This window comes from Paractinoplanes pyxinae, assembly GCF_026626335.1.
Lineage (GTDB): Bacteria > Actinomycetota > Actinomycetes > Mycobacteriales > Micromonosporaceae > Actinoplanes > Actinoplanes pyxinae.
In genome coordinates this window covers 336,375-353,174 of sequence record NZ_JAPNTZ010000001.1, presented here as the reverse complement: position 1 = coordinate 353,174, position 16,800 = coordinate 336,375, and the positions used below count along the sequence as shown (strand labels likewise).

Here is a 16,800-nt window from a genome sequence, read left to right as displayed (position 1 = left end):
TGTCCGGGCGTGGGTGCCAAGACAGCACTGCTGATCTATGCCGAAGGTGATGCGCGTCGGGCATTGCCTGACGCGCTCCAACTGGACCGCGCGGCGACCGACGCGCTGGTGGCCCGGCTGTTGCCCGGGCTCGACGTCGTCCCGGTCGGCGACGGCAGCCTGGACTCGGCCGTCAACCCGCCGGCCGGTCTGCTCTACGCGGGAGTGTTCCCGGGCCTGACGATCATCTGCGACGCCGACCTGGGCGAGATCCGGCCGGCTGACCTACGGCCGAGCTGGCTGGCCGAGGGGTCGGGCCGGCGCGTGATCCTGCACTCGATGCACAGCGGGTCGGACTTCCTCGGCTTCGCGGTCTGGACCGCCGACGGAACGCAGGAACGAGCGCTGTGCCTGAACCCTGCCCGTGGCATCGTCGAGGACCACGGGAACCGGCTGCCGTTCGAGCAGTCGTACTGGGCCGGTCGGCACCCGGTCGAGCCCGACGACGAGGACGACGAGCCCTATCCCCTGCCGTTCCATCCGCTGGATCTCGGCGAGGAGGCGCTGGCCGCCCTGTGCGGGTTCGCCATCGAGGGGACACCGCCGGACGGAATGCCCGATCCGGACCTGGTGCCGTTGGCCGGCTACCGACGGGGTGCGCCGAAGCTGACACTGGAACGCTCGCACGGCCGCCCGATCCCGCAACCGTCAGCCCTCGACGTCGAGTCACAGGTCCAGCGGCTCGGCGACGGGCTCGACTATCTCATCGTCGACCGCGGCGGTGAGCACTACCTCCAAGCAGCCGCCGGCGGCCGTCACGACGTGCCGGCCCGGAAGTTCCAGGTCGAGCGACGCGAGGGCGGACCGGACCGGCACTTCCGATGCGAGGTCGACGCACTCGAAGAAGTCGCGCAGATCTTTCGCGGATACCTCGAGGACCCGGACGATCGAGGCGACCGCACCTGGGAGCAGATCTGGCTGTAGCCAACCTCTCCGGCGGTCTAGGCTGCCCGCCATGATCGAGCGATTGACCGACCGGTGGCGGCGCGAGGTGGCCGAACAAGCCCAGCAAGTCGCGGCCGGAACCTTGGCGCGTGAGCACGCGTATGCCGCCATGGCATGGCCGCCGGAGTTCATCGACGCCGTCGATGCGAGGCTCACGGCGTACGAACGCGAGGTGGCCCAGCTCGGTCCCGCACCGACGGACCAGGCCGTCTGGCGCGCGGTCGAGCGGGTGGTGCTCACCCTGAACGACGTGCAGACCGGCATCGACACCATGACCCGCGAAGAACTGTGCGAGTACATCGACGACGTGGTGACCGCCGCCGGCGTCGACGTCGACGCCGTAACCGAACGCCGCGACCTCGACCGAAGCCAACTGACGGACGAGTGGCGCGACTTCTAGACGCGTAATCAGCGGCAGATCCGTGACCCCGGCTGTCCCAACACTGGCCGACAGAGGCAAGGGGTCGGAACAACAGGTCAGCTTCCGAAGCGGCGGCGGGCCGACTCGATGTGACTCAAGTGCTGGTGGGTCCAGCCGCAGATCAGGTCGACCGTCGCGCGCAGGGCCTGACCCGGCTCGGTGAGTGTGTACTCGACGCGCGGCGGCACCGTCGGGTGCACCTTTCGCACGGCCAGGCCGTTGCGCTCGAGCATGCGCAGGTTCTGGGTGAGCATCTTGTGGCTGATGCCCTCGACCTCGGTGCGCAACTCGCTGAAGCGAAGAGTGCGCTCACCGAGCGCTTCAATGATCAGCAACGCCCACTTGTTGGCGACATCAGAGAAGATCTCCCGCGCCAACGAGTCGGCGCGCCTGAGATCCGCGTCCTCCGGCAGGCCGCTGAGCTGCTTGGTCACCATCGGGTTCCCCAGTCACTGAAAAGTGCGTTCTTCCACGTCAGCCCACACTCTCCTACGGTTCCTCAGTAACTACAAGAGAGCAGGAGACAAGTCGTGGCTGTTTCGTTCATCAACCCCGACCGGCATGTGCAGATCCCGCTCTACCACCACGTCGCGGTGGCGACCGGCAGCCGGCAGGTCCACATCGCCGGCCAGGTGGCGTGGGACGAGAACGGCGAACTCGTCGCGCCGGGTGACCTCGCCGGACAAGTCGCCCAGGTGTACCGCAATGTCGCCAAGGCACTGGACGCGGCCGGGGCGACCTTCCACGACGTCGTCCGGTTCACCTGGTACGCCGCGGGCTGGAAGCGGGAGATGTATGACGCCTTCACCGCGGGCGTCGACCAGGCGGCGCGCGAGTTCGACCTCGCCACCCCGCCGGCCGCGCTGATCGGGGTCGACATCCTTTTCGAGCCCGGCATCCTCGTCGAGGCCGAGGTCACGGCGATCATCGACTGAGCCGGCACACAGGCCGCACCGATCTCGATGCTACGCCCGCGATCGGGCGTCGTAGGCGTTCCGTGCCCGCTCCACCGCCGGCAGGTTGGCATCCGCCCAGGTGGCCAGGTGAGCGAAGAGCGGACCGAGGCCGGCGCCGAGCTCGGTGATCTCGTACTCCACCCGGGGCGGCACTTCGGCGTAGTACGTACGCGCGACGAGCCCGTCGCGTTCCAGCTGACGCAGCCGCTGCGTGAGCACCTTCGGGGTGATGCTGGTCAGCCGGCGCTCCAGCTCCACGAACCGCTGCCGCCCGTACTCGTGCAAGGCCCACAGGATCGGGGTTGTCCACCGGCTGAACACGATGTCGACGACCGGCGCGACCGGGCACGCGACCTCGGGGTCCGCTGAGCGTTGCATGTGCCCTCCACCACAAAGCCAATACTATCTTCTAGGTACCTAGTATACGGAGGCAACTAACGTCCCTCTCGACCGCACGAGCGAGCGGTCCGAAGGGGAGACAAACATGATCGTCGTAACAGGAGCGACCGGGAACGTCGGCCGGTCGTTGGTGTCGATTCTGGCGGCGTCGGGCACCGCGGTCACGCCGGTGTCGCGTGGACGGCGCCCGGTCGCGGTGCCGGACGGCGTTCGCCACCGACGCGCCGACCTCGAGGACCCGGAGAGCCTGGGTATGGCACTCGCCGGCGCCGACGCGATGTTCCTCCTGGTGGAAGGCGCGGGCGCCGGCCTTGACGGGTCCGAGATTGTGCGGGTGGCCACCGCGGCCGGGGTGAAGCGGATCGTGCTGCAATCCTCGCAGGCCGTCGGCACCCGGCCCGGAACCGCGTCGCACGCTCCGCTGCACGTCATCGAGGAGCAGGTACGCCGGTCGGGTCTCGGCTGGACGATCCTGCGCCCGGGCGGCTTCGCTTCCAACACCTTCGCCTGGGCGGGTTCGGTCCGGTCCGGCCGTACGGTGGCCGCGCCCTTCGGCGACGTCGGCCTGCCGGTGGTCGACCCGGACGACATCGCCGGGGTGGCCGCCATCGCCCTGCACGGCGGCCACGACGGTCGCACCTACGAGCTGACCGGCCCGGCGCTGAGCACCCCACGCCAACGGGCGGCGGACCTCGCTGCCGCGCTCGGCGAACCGGTCCGCTTCGTCGAGCAGTCGCCGGACGAGGCGCGCCGGCAGATGCTGGCGTTCATGCCGCCGCCGGTGGTCGAAGGCACCCTGGCGATTCTCGGGGCACCCACCGGCAGCGAGCAGCGAGTCAGTCCCGATGTGACGGAGGTTCTGGGCCGGCCTCCGCAGCCGTTCGCCGAGTGGGCCGCCCGGAACATCGACGTCTTCCGCTGACTCGCCGGACCACGTCTCCGGGTCTGACGCTCGAGCATGGCCGTCACGACGCGTCCGGGCGGCCGGCGATGACGCCGGCCAGGAGCGCGGCGGCCTCCTCGTCGCCGGGGCCGGCGCAGTGGCGCAGTGCGTGGACGGTCATCTCGCGCATGCCCGTGCGGGCGGCCAACCGGCGCAGCGCGCCGGCCCACTCCTGAGTTTCGGGGTGGTCGTGGCGGCGGCCGAGGTCGCACTGGGCGTCCAGAATGTAGGCGTCGAGCCAGACGTACGGGTCGGCCAGCCGGTTGGAACGGGTGCGCGCGTCGGCCAGCAGGTCGAACGCGCGGGCCGGGTCGCCGGCCGCGTCGGCCACGAGCGCGAGCGAGCGGGCGGCCATCCCCTCCCAGCAGGGGTCGCCGATCTGGCAGGCGCGGGCGAACGCCTGCTGCAGCAGACGGGTTGCGGCGGCGGGGTTGCCCGCGGCCAGGAACGTTTCGCCGCGCATCGCCTGCGGCCACGGTACGAAAGCCAGCCAGTGGTCGCGTTCGGCGACGCGGGTCGACTCGTCGAGGCGGGCCGCGGCCTCGTCCAGGTTGCCGGTGAGCAGGTGCATCCGGCCCAGCATGGACAGCGCGTAGGCCTCGGTGCGGGCGTCGGCAGCGAGCCCGATCGCCTTCTCGAGCCACAGCCGGGCCTTCGGATAGAACGCGCGGTCGCTCTCGACCGAGCCGAGATACATGCTGACCCGGGCCGTGATCGCGGGCGAGCCGTCGGCGACGCTCAGGGCGTCGGTGAGCCAGCGTTCGGCGCGGTCGTAGCGGGCGCGCAGGAAGTCGACGTACCCGATCTCGGCCCGGGCCTGCGCTGCCACCGCCCGCTCCCCCACGGCGAGCGCTATCCGGTCGGCCTCGTGCAGGAAGGCCAGGCCCTCCTCGTCCAGGCCGCGCAGCGAGTGGATCAGCGCCTCGGCCAGCCGGACCCGGGCCGCGAGCCGCCACCGGTCCGACCGCGCCCGGTCGGCCAGCCGGACGGCGGTCCGCAACGACCGCACCCCGGCCTCGACCGAGCCCGCCGCCACCGCTGCCGCGCCCGACTCGACGATGGCCTCGAGGGAGGCGTCGTCGGCCTCCGGACGGGATTCGCGCGTGGCCGCCATCGCCGCCTCGACCGCGGCGCCGGGCCGGACGCCGAGCTCCCGCGCGAACAGCTCGGCCACCGCCCGGTACTGCTTCTCGGCGGCCCGGTCGTCGCCGGCCAGCCGGTACAGCCGGATCACCAGGGCCTGGTGGTTCTCTTCGAGCGGGTTCATCCCGGCCGCCCGCACCGCCAGGCCGCGGGCCGCTACCAGATCGCCCGCCGCCAACCGGCCCAGTGCCGCCTCGTGCAGGATCGCCTCGGCCGCCGCGGCGATCCGCCGGCGCTCGGAGAGCAGCCACGACTCGAACGCGGGAGCGCCCCGCACGGCGATGCCGTCGAGCAGGTCGGCGCCCAGCCCGGGCAGGTCGACGGCGGCCGCCCACGAGCCGTGCCGCAGCACGTCGACATCGACGACCGCCCCGGGCGGCAGGCGCAGGACGACCGGGTCGCCGTCCACCTCCACGCCCAGGCAGCGGCGTATCTCGGCCAGGCCCCAGCGCAGCGCCCGCAGCGGGTCGTCGGCCTCCTGGTAGAGCAGGCCGGCCAGCCGGCTGCGGGTCAGCGGCCGTTCGCTGAGGACCAGGCAGGCCAGCAGGGCCCAGCTCTTGCGACTGCGCACCTGGTACGGGACCCCGTCGGGCCGGTCGACCCAGGGCGACCCGAGCAGGTGCACAGTCAGGCCCATGTCAGCCCTGCGCGCTGATCGGGTAGATCTCGTCGGCGACCAGACCGTGCGCCTGCCGGTGCACGGTGTTGGCCGCCTCCGCGTCGGGCGCCTCGACCAAGCAGAAGATCTTCCCCGCCTCCTCGTCCACCCAGTACTTCAGATAGTTGACCCCATGCGGGCCCTGGGTGGCCAGATCGGCCTCGTGCGCGGCGGCGACATCGCTCGCCGACACGCCACCTTCGACATTGTGGACGTCCATGAAAACGGGCATGACCTTGCTCCTATCGGTGCCGCCCCGGGCGTTTCCCGGGTGCTCACACCATCAAAGAGCGCCCCCGTTTGACGGGCCGTTTGACACCGGAAGCTCGACGAATCCTCGCGAGTGAGCGCGGACTGGATCGTCGGCCGCCGCGATCCAGTCACGATCCACTGGCGGCCCCCACCATCTGGGGATGCATCAGCGCGCGTACGAGAAACAATGCACCGCCGAGGAGGGGCGTCACACCGGGGCGACCACCCCGGTCCGGCACACCGGGCGCACCCTGTTCGCGCTGGCGCTGGGCACCTTCGCGATCGGCACCGGGGAGTTCGGCAGCAACGGCATCATCCAGTTGTTCTCGTCCGGGCTGGACGTGTCGGTGCCGGTCGCCACGTACGCGATCACGGCGTACGCGTTCGGGGTCATGATCGGGTCGCCGCTGATCACCGTGCTGGGCGCGCGCGTGAACCGCCGTACGTTGCTGCTCGGTCTCATGGTTTTGTTCCTGGCCGGCAATGTGCTGTCGGCGCTGGCCCCGAACATCGCGCTGCTGGTCGTCTTCCGGTTCGTCACCGGCAGCGTGCAGGGCGCCTATTTCGGGGCGGGCGCGGTCGTCGCCGCCTATGTGTACGGGCCGGGCAAGGGCGGCAAGGCGTTTGCCACCGTCATGGGCGGCCTGACCGTGGCCACCATCGTGGGTTCGCCGCTGGGCACGTACGTCGGCCAGGCGTTCGGCTGGCGCGCCACCTACTGGATGGTGGTCGGTGTCGGCGTGCTCTCGCTGCTGGCGCTGGTCGCCTGGCTTCCGCGCACCGACGATCTGCGCGGCAGCTCGGTCGCTCGCGAGCTGAGCGCGCTGCGACGGCCCGCCGTCTGGGTGATGGTGGCCGTGGCCGCGCTCGGCATCTCCAGCATCTTCGCCGTCTACACGTTCATCGGGCCGTTCATCACCGACGCGACCGGCCGGGACGCCTCGCTCATCCCGATCGCGCTGGCCGTCTTCGGCGTCGGCATGGCCGTCGGCAACTATCTCGGGGGCCGGATCGCCGACCGTTACGAGAGCCGCGGCCTGGTCGCCGGTTTCGGCGGCGTGCTGGTCATTCTGGTCGTCATCGGAGTCGCTGGCAGCAACGTCGCGGTTCTGATGCCGGCGCTGTTCGGAGTGGGCGCGACCATGATGTTCGCCATCCCGACCATCCAGGTGCGGCTGACCGACCTCGCCCCGGACGCGCCGACCCTGATGGGCGCGCTCAATCTGGCCGCCCTGAATCTGGCCAACTCGCTGGGCGCGATCGGCGGCGCGATCACCCTCGACGCCGGCTGGGGGACGCTGTCGACCGTCTGGGCCGGCTTCGTGCTGACGGCTGCGGGTCTTGTTTTGTACGGAGTCACGGCGCTCCGCCGGAAGCGGCCAGCCGGGCCGACAGCCGGCCCAGTAGCACCGGTAGCCGATCACACAGTTCGATGAGCTCGTCGATCAGGATGTCGTCCCGCTCCAGCACGGTCAGGTAGGCCGCGCGCAGCTCCGGCCCCGGCTCCACACCAAGGTCCTCGGAGAGCCGCCGCCGCGCCGACCGGTAGGCCGCCACCGCCTCGGCCAGACGCCCGGCGGCGGCCAGCGTGGTCACCAGGCTCGCCTGCAGCACCTCGTTGAGCGGTTCGGCGCCGGCCGCCCGGCGCAGTGGCGCGAGCACCCGGTCCGGCTGTCGCAGGCGGACGGCCACCCGGGCCGCGGCCACCACCGCGTCGGAGAACTCCCGGTCCAGGTTGGCGAAGACGGCGCCCGCCTCGGGCGAGTCGGCCAGTCCGGCGCCGGCCGCGCCCCGCCCGAGCCGCAGCGCCGCCACGTAGCCGTCGAGCGAGCGTTCGAGGTTCGCGCATGCCTCGGCCTGGGCGACGAGCCGCCGGAACCGCACCAGGTCCAGGGTTTCCGGCCCGGCCGTGAACCGGTAGGCGCCGCCGTGGCGGGTCAGGTAGGCGCCCGCCGACCGGGGCGGCAACCCCGGTTCGAGCAGGCGGCGCAGCGTTCCGACGTACTTCTGGATGCTGTTGACCGCGCTCGGCGGCGGCTCGGGCCCCCACAGCAGCTCCATCAGCTCGCCGACGCCGGCCGCGTGCCCGGGCCGGGCCAGCAGCACCGCCAGCAGGCCCCGCTGCTGCCGCGGCCCCGGATCCACTTCGACTCCGCCCCGCCAGACCTGCAGCGGGCCCAGGATGCGCAGGTTGACCGTGTCGCCAGACATGAGCCGAGGCTAGGCAGTGCGGGGGTTCAGCCGCCTACGTCGGATGACGTAAAGATGCGGGCCAGCTCCCCGCGCGAGGTCACATTCAGCTTCGGATAGACCCGGTACAGGTGGGTGCTGACCGTGCGCGGCGACAGGAACAACCGGGCGCCGATCTCGCGGTTGCTCAGCCCGTCCGCGGCCAGCCGGGCGATCTGCTGCTCCTGCGGGCTGAGGGTGGCCAGCGCGGACGGCGGCCGGATCCGGGCCTCGCCGGCCGCGCGCAGTTCGGCCCGCGCGCGTTCGGCCCACGGCGTGGCGCCGAGCGCTTCGAAGGTTCCGGCCGCGGCCCGCAGCAGCGGCCGGCAGTCGGTGACCCGGAACTGGCGGCGCAGCGTCGCGCCGTACGTCAGTTGCAGCTGGGCTCGGTCGAACGGCCACGCGGCCAGATCCTCGGCCAGCGCTTCGTCATAGTTCCCGGTCAGCACCGCCCGGGCGTACGCGAGACCCACCTGCAGCGCCGGTGACTGGCTCTGCTCGGCGATCGGCTCCAGGTCGGTCACCACCGGCCGCAGCTCGTCCGGCAGGCCGGCCAGCACTGCCGCCTCGGCCAGGTGGCCCAGCGTGAGCAGCTGGTAGTTCGGGAACCAGGCGCTGTCGGCCGGGTCGTAGATGCGCAGCAGCTGCCCGAAGGCGTCGCTCGCCCGCCCCTCGGCCAGGGCCGCCACGCCGCGGATGCGCTGCACCAGGGCCAGCATCGGCAGCCGGCCGACGGCGTGCAGCGCCTGCTCGGCGGCGTCGGCCCGGGCCCGCGCGGCGTCGGTGTCCCCGCGCAGCGCCTCGGCCAGCCCGGCCACCAGGCTGCCGCCGAGCGCCCACGAGCGCTGCCCGGTCTCGGTGGCCAGGGCGACGCACTCGGCGGCCAGCGGCAGCGCGGCCCGGGTGTCGCCGAGCCCGGCCGACGCCGACGCGGCCGTGCTCAGCGCCTGGGTCAGGGTGCCGATGCGGCCCTGCGCACGCAGGTCGGCCGCGGCCGACAGGGCCAGCCGGCGGGACAGGTCGAGCGCGCCCGCCGAGAAGGCGGCGATGGCCATCTCGAAGCGCCGGACCGGCGCCAGGTCCACCCGGTTGGCGAAGGCCCGCAGGCGCTCGAGCTCGGCCGCGCCGCACTGCACGGGCGCGACGTTGAGCAGGATCTCGGTGCGCCGCGGATCGTCGTCGGGCAGGTCGAGGGCCCGGGCCACGGCGACGAGCCGGTCCCGTACGGACGGGGTCAGGTTCGCGTAATAGGCGGCCAGCGAGATCTCGCTCATCGCCTTGACCGCCGTGACGGGGTCGCCGTCCAGGCGCATGCCCTCGATCAGGTCGGCGTAGGTCGACAGCCGGTCGGCCGCCGAGCCCTCCGGGGCCAGATAGAAGCCGCGGATCCAGGTGAGCCGGGCCCGGTCGCCCGGCCGCAGCGCGGTCTCGTCGATCTCGCCCAGCAGCCGCCGCACGGTCTCCGCGTCGCCCTGCTCGTGGGCGAGGTCGCAGGCCCAGATCTGCCGGCTCCCCCGCTCGGCCGGGTCCTCGCTGAGCCGCACGGCCCGGCCGACGGCGGCCAGCGCGACGGCGACCGCGTTCTGCTGGGCGGCGCCCAGGGCCACCTCGAACAGTTCCCGGGCCATCGCCTCGTCCGGTCCGGGCGCGGCCGAGGCGCGGTGCCACAACCGGCGCTGCGGGCTCAGCACGACTCCGGCCAGGGCCGCGTGCACCCGGCGGCGGTCGCTGGGCCGGGCCCGCTGGCGCAGGGCCGAGCGCAGCAGCGGATGCCGGAACCGCAGTTCGTACGCCTCGTCCACGGTCACCAGCCGGGCCGCCACCGCCGCTTCGACCGCCTCGGCCGGCACCGCCGCGGCCGCCACGATCTCGTCGAAGTCGCCGCCGTCGTCGAGCGCGGCCACCAGCAGCAGCTCCTGAGTGTCCGGCGGCAGTTCGGCCACCAGCCCGCCGAACGTCCGCTCGAGCCGGGTGCTGAGCGGGATCGAGGACGGCAGCAGCGCCGACCCGCCCGACCGGGCCGCGGCCGCGCCCAGCTCCACGAGGCCCAGCGGGTTCCCGGCCGCCTCGTCCAGAACCCGGGCCCGCAGCGCCGGGACCAGGCCGGGCGCGGTCCGTTCGAGCAGCGTCTCGGCGTCGGCCGCGGCCAGCGGTTCGAGCCGCAGCTCGGGCAGCCCGGCCGCGGCCAGCCGCCGGTCGACGTCCTCGCCGTCGCGCACGGTCAGCACCAGGCCGATCCGGTCGGACTCGAGGCGCCGCCCCAGGAACGTCAGCGTCTGCCAGCTCGCGTCGTCCAGCCAGTGCGCGTCCTCGACCGCCAGCAGCACCGGCTCGTCCGGTTCGCCGAGCTGCTGCAGCAGGTCGATGGCCAGCCGGTAGGGCGACGTGCCGGCCGCCGCCCGGACGAGGTGGTCGATTCCCGCGTACGGGATCCGAGCCTCACCCGGCACGCCGGTGACCCGCAGAACCCGCACCCCGCGCCGCCGCGCGCCCTCCACCGCGTACTCGAGCAGCGCCGACTTCCCGATCCCGGCCTCACCCCGCAACACCTTCGTCGCACCGCGCCGCCCGGCCACCTCCGCGAGCAGAGCATCGAGCACGCCGGCCTCGGCGCCCCGCCCGACGATCTCGGTCATGCCCCCATACTGCCAACCGGCCGCCGGATCAGCGATCGAGCTCCGCGAACGTGTCGGCCACCCAGTCGGCGATGAAGACGCTCACGTGCGGCAGGTGGTCGAGACCGATGTGCTCGGTGGCGCCCTCCTGCGGGGTGAAGACACGCAGCTCCCGCTTCGGTGAGTGGACGGCCTGCTCGTACGAGCGATGGGCGTACGCCAAAGGAATTTGCCGGTCGTTCTCGCCGTGGGCGATCAGGAACGGGACGCGGATGCGCTCGACGACGCCGTCGAGGTGGACGGCGTCGGCGAACTCGATGAACTCGCCGAGGTCGTCGTGGCCCCACACCCAGAGGACGTGCTCCCAGTAGTGCGGGACGGGTCGTTCGCCCTCGCGTTCCAGGCGGCGGCGCTGCACCGCGCCCCAGTTGTGGTTGGCCCCCCACGCCACGCAGAGCGCGAACCGGGGCTCGAACGCGGCCGCGCGCGGGGCGTAGTAACCGCCCAGCGACCAGCCGACGACGCCGATCCGGGCCGGGTCCACATCGTCGCGCGCCTGCAGCCAGTCGACGGCCGCCGATCCCCACGCCTCGGCGTCGATGCGGGCGGTCAGGCCTTGCAGCCGCAGGGCCTCGCCGGTGCCGGGCTGGTCGAGCATCAGACACGAGATGCCGCGGGCGGCCAGCTCCTCCCAGTGCCGGGACGAGTACATGTGCTCCTTGGTCGAGTCCAGCCCGTTGACCAGCACGACCACCGGCGCCGGCCGCCCGCCGGCCGAGGCCGCGCTGAAGTAGGCGGGCAGGGTTGTCCCCTCGTACGGGACGGCGACCCGGCTCACCGACGGGCTGTGGAGGTCGAAGGCCTTCTGCTGCAGGTCGAGCACGCGGCGGTAGGCAGGCAGGCGGTTCGGGTCGGAGTGGGCCAGCATCCGTTCGGCCTGGCACAGGTAGTTGGTGGCCCGGGCGTAGAGCTGCCCGGCCGTACGGGTGTGACCGGCCTTCTCGGCGCCGGCGGCCTGCGCGACGAGCTGATCGGTGAGGCCCGTCCACGCCCGCAGGAAGTCCGGGGTGCCGGCGTCCTCGCCGCCGGCGGCCGCCTCCCGGATCGGCCGGCAGGCCCGGTCCACCTCGTCGATCAGGCCGCCTGAGTTGAGCGTGGCGACGACGCCCAGGTTCCAGACGTAGTTGCCGGGAAAGTACTCGAACACCTCTAGGTCCTCTCGTTGCGGCGGGCCGGCCTCACCGGCGGCAACTCCAGCCCGGGGACCACCCGATTGCGGATGGTGCCGATGCCCTCGACCGTCATCTCGACGACGTCGCCCGGCTGCAGCGGCGGCGGATCGCCGTCGCCGCGCCGGCCCCACAACTCGGCCAGGCAGCCGCCGTTGCCGCACGTGCCCGACCCGAGTACGTCACCGGCCCGCACCCAGGTGCCGCGTGAGGCGTACGCGATAAGTTCCTCGAACGGCCAGCCCATCCCGGACAGCCGGTCGTGGCCGATCTCGGCGCCGTTGACCGACACCCGCATGTCGAGGTCGAGGAAGCCGTCGCGGTCGAGCTCGAACTCGTCCGCGGTGACCAGCCACGGCCCCAGCGTGGTGGCCGAGTCCTTGCCCTTGGCCGGGCCGAGGTTCACCTTCATCTCGCGGCGCTGCAGGTCGCGGGCCGACCAGTCGTTGAAGACGGTGTAGCCGAAGATGGCCGCTCGGGCCTGTTCGGGCGTGGCCGACGCGACGTCCCGGCCGGCGACGGCGGCGACCTCCAATTCGAAGTCGAACAGCTTCGAGCCGGGCGGGATGGCGACGTCGTCGTGGGCGCCGATCAGCGCGTACGGGTTGGTGAAATAGAAGGTGGGCGCCTCGTGCCATTCCGCGGGCACCCGGCCGGCGATGCCCTCGACGTGCTTCTCGAACGTCACGAAATCCCGTACGGTCGGCGGCTCCAGCGGCGGCAGCAGGCGAACCGCCGCGACGGGAACGGCGGGCTCGCGTTCGGCGGCAGCTCCTGCCTCCAGCGCGGCGGGCAGCCCGGCCCGCACGAGGTCGAGCACCGTCGTACCGGAAGGGAAAGCGTGCAGCCCGGCGGCGGAGACGACCCCGGACCGTACGACGCCCGCCGCTTCCCACGTCGCGAGGCGCATCAGACCGGCGGGGCCACGAACAGGCCCCGGTCCGGGTCGTTGAACGAGCGCTTGGCGACGAACTCGTTCATGGCGTTGGCCGTGCCCCACTGGTCGGACACCGCGGGGTCGGAGAAGTCGTAGAGGTGCGGGTGCCAGGTGTCCTGGTCGATCAGCTCGAGCTCGGTCGTGTACTCCATGGTGTTGCCGCTCGGGTCGAGGAAGTAGCTGAAGGTGTTGTTGCCGGCCAGATGCCGCCCCGGGCCCCAGATCTTCTCGACACCGGCCCGCAGCACGCGGCCGGTCCCCCGCATGTACTCGTCGAGGCCGCGCAGCTCGAACGACGCGTGGTGCAGCGACGGGTGCGGGCAGCGGGCGATGGCCAGGCTGTGGTGCCAGGCGTTGACCCGCAGGAACCACATCATGTCGCCCATGCGCGGGTGGGTCAGCGTGTCCGAGAGCGCGAAGCCGAGGTGTTTCTCGTAGAAGCGGCGCGTGCCCTCAGGATCGGCCGAGTTGATGACGACGTGCGAGAGCCGGACGGGGACGGACTCGCCCTCCTCGATGGCCCGGTGCCGGCGTACGGCGACGTCGGCCGAGATCTCGACGGTGCGGCCCTCGTTGTCGAAGAACCGGAAGCCGTAGCCGCCGCCGGGGGTCTGCAGCTTCCCGGGTTCGGTCACCAGCCGCACGCCGTCCGCCGCCAGCCGGGATGCGAGCGCGTCGGCGTCGGCGGTGCTCGCGACCCCGAAGGCGATGAGGTCGATCCGCTTGTCGGCGGCCTGCCGCAGCCGTACGACGTACTGCTCGGGGCTGCCCTCGGCGGCCAGGAAGGTGATGCCGCTGTCGCTGTGCTCGGCCTTCAGACCCCAGGTGCCGGTGTAGAAGTCGAGCTGGGCGGCGTAGTCGGTGACCGCGAGGTCGACGTGCCGCAGGTGAGTGATCATTTTCTGTCCTATCAAGACGGTCAGGCGGGCTGAGCCACGAGGCGGGCGATGTCGCGCATCAAGCCGGGCACGTCACCGCGTACGTGGTCGAGCTGCCAGCGGGCGATCTGGTTGGACGCGTCGACGACGGCCCGGGCCCGGTCGACCCGGCGGGCGTGGAAGGCGTCCCACAGGCCTTGGTCGAGCCGGTCGCGGCGGACGATCACATCGGCCAGTACCGACGCGTCCTCCAGGGCCTGCGCCCCGCCCTGGGCCAGCGTCGGCGGGCAGGTGTGGGCGGCGTCGCCGATCAGCACCACGCGGCCCCGGTTCCAGGGCGCGGGCAGAACGTGGGTCTCGAACCAGGTGTAGTTGACGCGGTCCGGATCGGTCAGGCTGTCCCGGATCTCGTCCCACGGCCCGTGGTACGGCTGCGACAGCTCCCTCATGGTGGCCAGCTGCTCGTCCGGCGTCAGGGTGGAACGGTCCTGGGCCGGCTCGACGATGTAGGCGTACAGCGTGGTCTCGCTGGTCGGGCAGTACCCGGCGATGAAGGACGGCCCGCCGTAGTAGAGGTCGGTGCGGGTCACCGAGGCCGGCCGGGGCCCGAACGCGCGCCAGATGCCCATGCCGACGGGCTTCGTCTCGAGCTCGACGCCCAGCGCCCGCCGCGTCCACGACTTCACCCCGTCCGCCCCGACCACCAGGTCGTAGCGTCCGGTCGACCCGTCGGCGAACGTGACGCCGACCCCGTCCGGGTCCTGGCTCAAGGCGGTGTGAGTGGTGCCCAGCCGCAACTTCACGCCGACCGCGGCCGCCCGGTCGGCCAGGATGCGGGCCAGCGCAGGCCGCGGCATGCCCAGCACGGCGGGCAGGTCCGGCCCGCCCGTACGCGCGTCGGGGATCTCGGCCAGCACGGTGCCGGCCGGATCGGGCGCGCGCAGGGCGGTGACGTCGAACGGATACCCGGCCCGGCTCACCTCGTCCCACACCCCGAGCTGCTTCAGCTCGCGCAAGGCGTTGCCCTGCAACGTGATCCCGGAACCGGCCGCCGTGACGTCCGGCTTGATCTCGGCCAGGTCGACGGCGATCCCGGCCTGGGCCAGGCCGATCGCGGCCGCGCTGCCGGCCAGGCCGGCGCCGACCACGAGGACGGTGTTCACCGCGGGCATCGGAACTCCCTCACTTGACGGCGATCGGGTTCACCGGGGCGCCGACCGCGCCGGTGACGGGCAGGGGCGCGGCGGTGAGGAAGAAGTCCCACACGCCGTCGGCGGCGCAGTCGGCCGCGAGCGCGTCCAGGTCCCACATCTCACCCAGGAACAACCCGATGTGCGGGATGCAGACCTGGTGCAGCGGCTGGAAGGCGTCGTCGAACTCGTTCGGCCGCACCTCGAAGCCCCAGGTGTCGGTGGCGATCCCGGCGATTTCCGCACGGTGGAGCCAGTCGGCCGTGGTGAACGAGAGACCCGGCGCCGGGCCGCCCGCGTAGTCGCCCCAGCCGTCGCGGCGGGCCCGGGCCAGCCGCCCGGTGCGCACCAGCAGCAGGTCGCCCCGCCCGACCCGGGCCGAGGCGCCCTGCGCGGCGATCCTGGCCTCGAGGTCGCCGGTGGTGATGGCGTAGCCGTCGGGCAGGTCCCCGAAGTCCAGCAGGACGCCGCGCCCGGCCACGTGAGCGGCAGCGGTCTCGATGCCGGTCACCCGGTCGCCCTCGCTGGTGACGACGTCGCCCGCCCGGCGCCCGTTCCAGGCGACGCCGTGGTCGAAGATGTGGCCGAGTCCGTCCCACTGGGTCGAGGCCTGCAGCGGCATGAAGACGACGTCGTCGGCCCCGCCGAGCCCGTGCGGGAAGCCCTGTCCGCGTTCGGCGTCCAGGCCGGTGTCGAGCATGGTGTGCACCGGGTTGGTCCGGCGCCGCCAGCCGTTCTGCGGCCCGTCGGCGTCGAACGACTGGGCCAGCGAGAAGCTGACGCCCCGGCGGACGAGCGCGGCGCCCTCGCGGCGCTTCGCCTCGTCGAGGAAGTTGAGGGTGCCGAGCACGTCGTCCGCGCCCCAGCGGCCCCAGTTCGAGCAACGCTTGGCGGCGGCCGCGATGGCGCCTTCCGGGTTCGTTCGGTCCACGGCTTCACCCTGCGGGCCGAGCGGCCGCGCCGGGAAGACGAGATGACTGATGCATCACATCAGCCGCGTGGATACCCTCGGCCCATGAACGTGGCTTCGCTCGATCTGAACCTGCTGGTCTCGCTGGACGCGCTGCTGCAACAGCGCAGCGTGACCCGGGCCGCGGCGCAGATGGGGCTGAGCCAGCCGGCGTTGTCGGCGTCGCTGGCCCGGCTGCGCCGGCACTTCGGCGACGACCTGCTGATCCGCGCGGGCAACGAATACCGGCTGACCCCGCTCGCCGTACAGCTCAAGGAACTCGCCCGGATAGCGCTGTCCGGCGTCGAGCGGGTGTTCACCGCCCAGTCCGAGTTCGACCCCGCGTCGTCCCGGCGCGAGTTCGTCGTCTACGTCAGCGACTACGTGGTGTCGATCCTGGGCGGCGCGCTGGCCGGCATTCTCGCCGAGGAGGCGCCGCACACCCGCCTGCGCCTGACCCCGCATTCGCCGACCATCGTCGAGCGGGCCGACCAGGTGCTGCTCACGGCGGACGTGCTGCTCATGCCGCACGGGTTCATCGCCGACCTGCCGCACCGCGACCTGTACCGCGACGAGTGGGTGTGCGTCGTCGACGCCGGCCATCCCGTGGTCGCCGGCGGCCTCACCGTCGACCATCTGCGTACGCTGCCGTGGGTGGTCACCTATCACGGGCAGACCGCCTCGACCCCGGCCGCGCGCCAGATGCGGATGCTCGGCATCGAGCCGCGGGTTCAGATCGTGACCGAGAATTTCCTCAGCGTCGCGTCGCTGATCGTGGGCAGCGACCGCATCGCCCTGCTGCAGCGCCGCCTGGTCGACGCGCTGCCGCTGCATCTGCCGATCGCGGCGCTGCCGTGCCCGTTCGACGTCAACCCGCTGGTCGAGGCGATGTGGTGGCACCCGGCCTTCGACGACGACCCGGAACACCTTTACCTGCGCGACGTCCTGGCCCGGGCGGCCGCCATAGACGCCACTGATACCGCCCCCCGGCAATAGTGATTTCCGCTCGCCGTCACG

17 protein-coding genes are annotated in these 16,800 nt (G+C 72.5%); 6 read left to right on the top strand and 11 right to left on the bottom strand.

Features of this window, described 5'->3' with window-relative positions; genetic code table 11:
- The first annotated feature begins 9 nt into the window (after positions 1 to 9).
- Together OWR29_RS01590 and OWR29_RS01585 are read left to right on the top strand one after the other, a co-directional pair.
- A complete protein-coding gene (locus OWR29_RS01590) occupies positions 10 to 963 on the top strand; it encodes a DUF6928 family protein (RefSeq protein ID WP_267560440.1) in 954 nt (317 codons plus the stop codon).
- A gap of 31 nt (positions 964 to 994) precedes the next feature.
- Positions 995 to 1,384, top strand: coding sequence for a hypothetical protein (locus tag OWR29_RS01585; RefSeq protein WP_267560439.1), 390 nt, complete (start codon positions 995 to 997; stop codon positions 1,382 to 1,384).
- Positions 1,385 to 1,461: 77 nt separating this feature from the next.
- Here OWR29_RS01585 and OWR29_RS01580 read toward each other — a convergent pair whose 3' ends face one another.
- Positions 1,462 to 1,842 (bottom strand): winged helix-turn-helix transcriptional regulator, encoded by a 381-nt coding sequence (locus OWR29_RS01580; RefSeq protein WP_267560438.1) that lies wholly within the window; start codon positions 1,840 to 1,842, stop codon positions 1,462 to 1,464.
- A 93-nt stretch (positions 1,843 to 1,935) separates the two neighbouring features.
- Between OWR29_RS01580 and OWR29_RS01575 the strand changes: the two genes are divergently transcribed.
- The gene (locus OWR29_RS01575) at positions 1,936 to 2,340 is read left to right on the top strand and encodes a RidA family protein (RefSeq protein ID WP_267560437.1); all 405 of its coding nucleotides are present in this window, start codon (positions 1,936 to 1,938) and stop codon (positions 2,338 to 2,340) included.
- A gap of 30 nt (positions 2,341 to 2,370) precedes the next feature.
- On the opposite strand, the gene OWR29_RS01570 is transcribed toward OWR29_RS01575, so the two are convergent.
- Complete coding sequence (locus OWR29_RS01570) at positions 2,371 to 2,739, bottom strand: winged helix-turn-helix transcriptional regulator (RefSeq protein WP_267560435.1); 369 nt, start codon at positions 2,737 to 2,739, stop codon at positions 2,371 to 2,373.
- 106 nt (positions 2,740 to 2,845) lie between these two features.
- Here OWR29_RS01570 and OWR29_RS01565 point away from each other — a divergent pair, with 106 nt between their 5' ends.
- On the top strand, positions 2,846 to 3,682 hold the full coding sequence (locus OWR29_RS01565) for an NAD(P)H-binding protein (RefSeq protein WP_267560434.1): 837 nt from the start codon (positions 2,846 to 2,848) through the stop codon (positions 3,680 to 3,682).
- Positions 3,683 to 3,725: 43 nt separating this feature from the next.
- Here OWR29_RS01565 and OWR29_RS01560 read toward each other — a convergent pair whose 3' ends face one another.
- Together OWR29_RS01560 and OWR29_RS01555 are read right to left on the bottom strand one after the other, a co-directional pair.
- Positions 3,726 to 5,483: an AfsR/SARP family transcriptional regulator gene (locus OWR29_RS01560; protein ID WP_267560433.1), complete on the bottom strand. Its 1,758-nt coding sequence runs from the start codon at positions 5,481 to 5,483 to the stop codon at positions 3,726 to 3,728.
- 1 nt (position 5,484) lies between these two features.
- A complete protein-coding gene (locus tag OWR29_RS01555) occupies positions 5,485 to 5,736 on the bottom strand; it encodes a DUF4242 domain-containing protein (protein ID WP_267560432.1) in 252 nt (83 codons plus the stop codon).
- A gap of 181 nt (positions 5,737 to 5,917) precedes the next feature.
- On the opposite strand from OWR29_RS01555, the gene OWR29_RS01550 reads away from it, so the two are divergent.
- Positions 5,918 to 7,192, top strand: a complete 1,275-nt coding sequence (locus tag OWR29_RS01550; protein WP_267560431.1) for an MFS transporter — start codon at positions 5,918 to 5,920, stop codon at positions 7,190 to 7,192.
- Here the strand turns inward: OWR29_RS01550 and OWR29_RS01545 are convergent.
- From OWR29_RS01545 to OWR29_RS01515, 7 genes are read right to left on the bottom strand one after another with little or no spacing between them, the layout of a single operon-like run.
- Entirely contained in the window at positions 7,113 to 7,967 is an 855-nt protein-coding gene (locus OWR29_RS01545) for an AfsR/SARP family transcriptional regulator (RefSeq protein ID WP_267560430.1), read from the bottom strand. The genes OWR29_RS01550 and OWR29_RS01545 overlap by 80 nt on opposite strands.
- Positions 7,968 to 7,993: 26 nt before the next feature.
- The gene (locus tag OWR29_RS01540; protein WP_267560428.1) at positions 7,994 to 10,621 is read right to left on the bottom strand and encodes a helix-turn-helix transcriptional regulator; all 2,628 of its coding nucleotides are present in this window, start codon (positions 10,619 to 10,621) and stop codon (positions 7,994 to 7,996) included.
- Positions 10,622 to 10,649: 28 nt separating this feature from the next.
- A complete protein-coding gene (locus OWR29_RS01535) occupies positions 10,650 to 11,807 on the bottom strand; it encodes an alpha/beta hydrolase family protein (RefSeq protein WP_267560427.1) in 1,158 nt (385 codons plus the stop codon).
- 2 nt (positions 11,808 to 11,809) lie between these two features.
- Positions 11,810 to 12,739 carry a fumarylacetoacetate hydrolase family protein gene (locus OWR29_RS01530; protein WP_267560426.1) on the bottom strand — a complete coding sequence of 310 codons (930 nt, stop codon included), beginning with the start codon at positions 12,737 to 12,739 and terminating at the stop codon, positions 11,810 to 11,812.
- Positions 12,739 to 13,665, bottom strand: coding sequence for a VOC family protein (locus OWR29_RS01525; RefSeq protein ID WP_267560425.1), 927 nt, complete (start codon positions 13,663 to 13,665; stop codon positions 12,739 to 12,741). Before OWR29_RS01525 ends, OWR29_RS01530 begins: the two co-directional genes overlap by 1 nt.
- Positions 13,666 to 13,685: 20 nt before the next feature.
- Complete coding sequence (locus OWR29_RS01520) at positions 13,686 to 14,816, bottom strand: FAD-dependent oxidoreductase (RefSeq protein ID WP_267560424.1); 1,131 nt, start codon at positions 14,814 to 14,816, stop codon at positions 13,686 to 13,688.
- A gap of 10 nt (positions 14,817 to 14,826) precedes the next feature.
- A complete protein-coding gene (locus OWR29_RS01515; RefSeq protein ID WP_267560423.1) occupies positions 14,827 to 15,765 on the bottom strand; it encodes a cyclase family protein in 939 nt (312 codons plus the stop codon).
- An 84-nt stretch (positions 15,766 to 15,849) separates the two neighbouring features.
- Between OWR29_RS01515 and OWR29_RS01510 the strand changes: the two genes are divergently transcribed.
- Positions 15,850 to 16,779, top strand: coding sequence for a LysR family transcriptional regulator (locus OWR29_RS01510; RefSeq protein ID WP_267560422.1), 930 nt, complete (start codon positions 15,850 to 15,852; stop codon positions 16,777 to 16,779).
- The last annotated feature ends 21 nt before the right edge of the window (positions 16,780 to 16,800 follow it).